At 37.2% G+C, this 4,170-nt stretch carries 6 protein-coding genes; 5 read left to right on the forward strand and 1 reads right to left on the reverse strand.

Annotated features, from left to right (window positions below; translation table 11 throughout):
* Positions 1–71 precede the first annotated feature (71 nt).
* The 4 genes from trpS (at position 72) to kdsB (ending at position 2,775) form a co-directional block, all read left to right on the forward strand.
* A complete protein-coding gene (gene trpS / locus AC1DPQ_RS19685) occupies positions 72–1,070 on the forward strand; it encodes a tryptophan--tRNA ligase (protein ID WP_131031177.1) in 999 nt (332 codons plus the stop codon).
* 118 nt (positions 1,071–1,188) lie between these two features.
* Complete coding sequence (locus AC1DPQ_RS19690) at positions 1,189–1,803, forward strand: deoxynucleoside kinase (protein ID WP_025144984.1); 615 nt, start codon at positions 1,189–1,191, stop codon at positions 1,801–1,803.
* Positions 1,804–1,817: 14 nt separating this feature from the next.
* Positions 1,818–2,018: a DUF5808 domain-containing protein gene (locus tag AC1DPQ_RS19695; RefSeq protein ID WP_477583517.1), complete on the forward strand. Its 201-nt coding sequence runs from the start codon at positions 1,818–1,820 to the stop codon at positions 2,016–2,018.
* Between the two features lies 1 nt (position 2,019).
* Positions 2,020–2,775, forward strand: coding sequence for a 3-deoxy-manno-octulosonate cytidylyltransferase (gene kdsB, locus AC1DPQ_RS19700; protein ID WP_215127599.1), 756 nt, complete (start codon positions 2,020–2,022; stop codon positions 2,773–2,775).
* 68 nt (positions 2,776–2,843) lie between these two features.
* Here kdsB and AC1DPQ_RS19705 read toward each other — a convergent pair whose 3' ends face one another.
* Positions 2,844–3,797, reverse strand: a complete 954-nt coding sequence (locus AC1DPQ_RS19705; protein ID WP_477583518.1) for a bifunctional helix-turn-helix transcriptional regulator/GNAT family N-acetyltransferase — start codon at positions 3,795–3,797, stop codon at positions 2,844–2,846.
* Positions 3,798–3,903: 106 nt separating this feature from the next.
* On the opposite strand from AC1DPQ_RS19705, the gene AC1DPQ_RS19710 reads away from it, so the two are divergent.
* Positions 3,904–4,170: hypothetical protein (locus AC1DPQ_RS19710; protein ID WP_477610622.1), on the forward strand; the 267-nt coding region annotated here is incomplete at its 3' end.

Genomic DNA, 4,170 nt, shown 5'->3' on the forward strand with positions numbered 1-4,170 from the left:
AAAAAAATCTTACCCTTAAACTTGAAGCGATTTATGATTTGCTTGTATTTTATTTTTAATTTCGTGCCATTATGAAAGAAACAGTGGTGAGTGGTATCCGCTCAACAGGAAAATTACATTTGGGTAATTATTATGGTGCAGTTAAAAACTTCGTTCAAATGCAGAACGACTACAATTGCTACTTTTTTATCGCCGATTTACACTCTTTAACTACACATCCTACTCCAGCCGATTTACATGGAAATATTAAACATGTTTTGGTTGAATATCTGGCCAGTGGAATTGACCCAGAAAATAGTACCATTTATATACAAAGTGATGTTCCGGAAATTGCAGAGCTTTATCTATACTTAAATATGAACGCTTATATGGGTGAATTAGAGCGCAGCACATCTTTTAAAGATAAAGTGCGTGCCAACCCAGATAACGTAAATGCAGGTTTATTAACCTATCCCGTATTAATGGCCGCCGATATTTTAATCCACAAAGCTACTAAAGTACCTGTTGGAAAAGATCAGGAGCAACATTTGGAAATGGCGCGTACTTTCGGGAACCGTTTCAACAGGTTATACAATACAGAATATTTTCCTGAACCTTACGCTTTTAGCTACTCTGACAAACTGGTTAAAGTACCTGGTTTAGATGGTAAAGGCAAAATGGGTAAATCAGAAGGCGAAGCCAATGCAGTTTACCTATCTGATGACCCTGAAACCATTCGTAAAAAAGTAATGAGAGCAGTTAGTGACGGTGGCCCAACGGAAGAAAACCAACCAAAACCTGAACCTATTCAGAATCTTTTTGATTTAATGAAAGTGGTTTCGAGTGCGGATACACTTGCACATTTTGAAGATTTATATAGCAAAATGCAGATCCGTTACGGCGATTTCAAAAAACAGTTGGCAGAAGATATGATTATTACGACTGCACCTATGCGTGAGCGTATTTTGGATATTGCCAAAAATGATTCATATTTAAGGCAGGTAGCCAAACATGGTGCATTAAAGGCCCGCGAAAGCGCGCAAAAAACCATCAGAGAGGTTCGCAGTTTAATCGGGTTTAAAAGTTTTTAATAATTTTAATAGATTTGAGATATGAGAAACTAGATTTGAGATATTAGATTTGAGATTAATTCTCAGTCGCATATCTCGAATCTCAAATCTCATATCTCAAATCTCCAATCTAAAGAAAATGCACATAGCAATTGTAGGAAATATAGGTGCCGGTAAAACTACCTTAACAGGTTTATTAGCCAAGAATTATGGATGGGAAGCTTTATACGAGGCTGTGGACAATAACCCTTATCTGGAAGATTTTTACAGCGACATGAAACGTTGGAGCTTTAATCTTCAGATTTATTTCCTAAACAGTCGTTTTCAGCAAATTACCGACATTGAAGTAAATAAACGCAACGTAATCCAGGATAGGACCATTTATGAAGACGCACATATTTTTGCAGAAAACCTGCATGATATGGCATTAATGACCACCCGCGATCATGATAATTACAGGGCTATTTTTGATAACATTACCTCTTTTATTAAACCACCCGATTTATTGGTTTACCTGCGTGCATCGGTACCTACATTGGTTAATAATATCCAACGTCGTGGCCGTGAGTACGAAGCAGGCATCCGTATCGATTACCTGTCTAAACTGAACGAAAAATACGAAGCCTGGATTAAGGGTTATAACCTGGGGAAATTACTGATTTTGGATAAAGATAAATTAGATTTCACCAACAACCCAGAAGATCTAGGTACGGTAATTCAATCTATTGAGGCGGAGATTAACGGTTTATTTTAATCTGAACGAATAAGGTGGGCAAAGATTTTCAGCACGAAAACCCATTAAACTGGAAATGGGGAATTATTTATTTCAATAAATCAGATTCCAGGGTTTTGGTTCCCAAGCGCAATAAAATTTTGGGCTGGACATTTAACTTTGCTCATCCAATTTCTTATGTAGTTATGGCGCTTATTATTGGTGCGGTTGTCTTATTAAGAACTTTAAATAAATAGTATGTCTAAAATTATCGGAATTATTCCTGCACGATATGCCTCTACCCGTTTTCCGGGAAAGCCTTTAGTAGATATTGCCGGAAAAACCATGATCCAAAGGGTTTACGAGCAAGCATCGAAAGCCGAAAGCTTATCGAAAGTAGTAATTGCCACCGATGATGTACGGATTGCCGATGAAGTAAAACGGTTTGGTGGGGAATTTATCTTTACCTCAACTAATCACCAAAGCGGAACTGATAGATGCGCTGAAGTGATTGAAACTTTACCTGGGTACGATATTGTGATCAACATCCAGGGTGATGAACCATTTATCGAACCTGCTCAGATTGAATTACTGGCAAGCTGCTTTACTGAAGAAAAAGTACAGTTAGCAACATTAATCAAATCTATCCAGAGTCAGGAAAGTGTATACAATCCCAATAGTCCTAAAGTGGTGATCGATGTAAACGGTCGCGCCATGTATTTTAGCCGTAGCCCAATTCCTTTTATCAGAAATGGAGAACCAGGTGTATGGGCAGAAAAGCATCAGTTTTACAAGCACATCGGAATTTACGGTTACCGCACAGAATCGTTAAAAGCCATTACCAAATTACCACCATCTTCTTTAGAAATTGCCGAAAGCTTAGAACAACTTCGCTGGATCGAAAATGGATTTTATATCCAAACAAAAGTAACTGACTTAGAAACAGTTGCAATAGATACACCAGAAGACTTATTAAAACTGAATAAATTGCTTAAGGCTTTGAAACTAGACTAAGTTCCATTTAAACATTGGTTATAAGTTTAGAGTTTAGAGGTTAGCGCTACCCCCCTAAACACTAAGCTCTACCTAATCACCAGTTCCATCTGAATATTACATCGCGTGTACGGTGTGGGCTTACCTGCCACTTTTTGGAAACCCAGTTTATGGTAAAGGTTTATGGCTGGTTTTAAAATGGTATTGCTCTCCAAATAAATTTTAGATGCGCCTAACGATCTTGCCTTATCAATAATGGCATTTGCCAATAGAAAGCCCACATTTTTTCCTTGTGTTTTTGGCGATACCGCCATTTTGGCCAGTTCAAAATCATATTCGCCATCATACATCTTAATTAGTGCACAAACACCCAAAGGCTCACCTTCGTAAAGAGCAACCAATATAAAACCTCCTTTATCTAAAATATAACCCTGCGGATTATCCAAAGCTTTATAATCAGATTCTTCCATGGTAAAATACTGTGAAATCCACTCTACATTTAGCGACCTGAATATTTCCTGGTATTTGGGCTGGTAATCTACAATCTCAATCTTTAAGCTATCTCTTTCTTTTTTCTTTTCAATTACTCTTCTCAACAAGGTTTTTTGCTCCAATAAAAACTCCCACTCGCCTATTGCTTCCCAAAGTTTATTTTGTGATTGGCCCGAAATCTCTTCAATGGCAGCATTTACATCGATTAGCTGATCTTCAATTTTTTTAGAGATCTCTAAACCTGCAGGAGAAAGGCTCACCACATTCCTTCGTCCATCGGTTTTATCTTTTCCCTCTTTAACGTAACCCTTTTTTAGCATTTCGCTAATGATTTTACTCACCGATGGATGAGAATGGCCAATATCTTTAGCCAGTTCGGTAATTGTTTTTTCTTTCTCTTGTGCCAAAGCATAAAACACAGGAAACCACTTAGGTTGCATATCAATATTATACAACTTATAAATCTGCGATGCGTCTTCAGTTACTTTATCGGTTAGCATTCTTAACCTGCTACCTATAGCTACTTTACCAGTTTCTTCGAAAAAATTCATAATAATAATTAATTACGTAATCAGTTACGTAAATATAAGAACTAAATTTTGGTTTGCAACAGTTTTAATTGCTTGAGGCTAATATTTTAGTATTTTCGTCCTTATTATGAAAAAGAAAACGCTCCTATTTATATTCATTTTATGTGCCTATTCCAGCTTTGCACAAGATGAACCTGGCTTAACGATAAAGACAAACATTTTGAATTTAGTAGCCAAAAGGCCTACAATAGCCATGGAAAAGACTTTTTCAAACCGCTATGGTTTAGAGCTCGCATACACCTCAGGCGAAATTAAAAATCTGGGCTACCGAGATTATCTCCATTACGAAGGCTTCTTACTTCGTGCAAAGAAATACATCCGCCCGATCAAAAAA

The organism is Pedobacter sp. 01T416_2 (assembly GCF_056398925.1).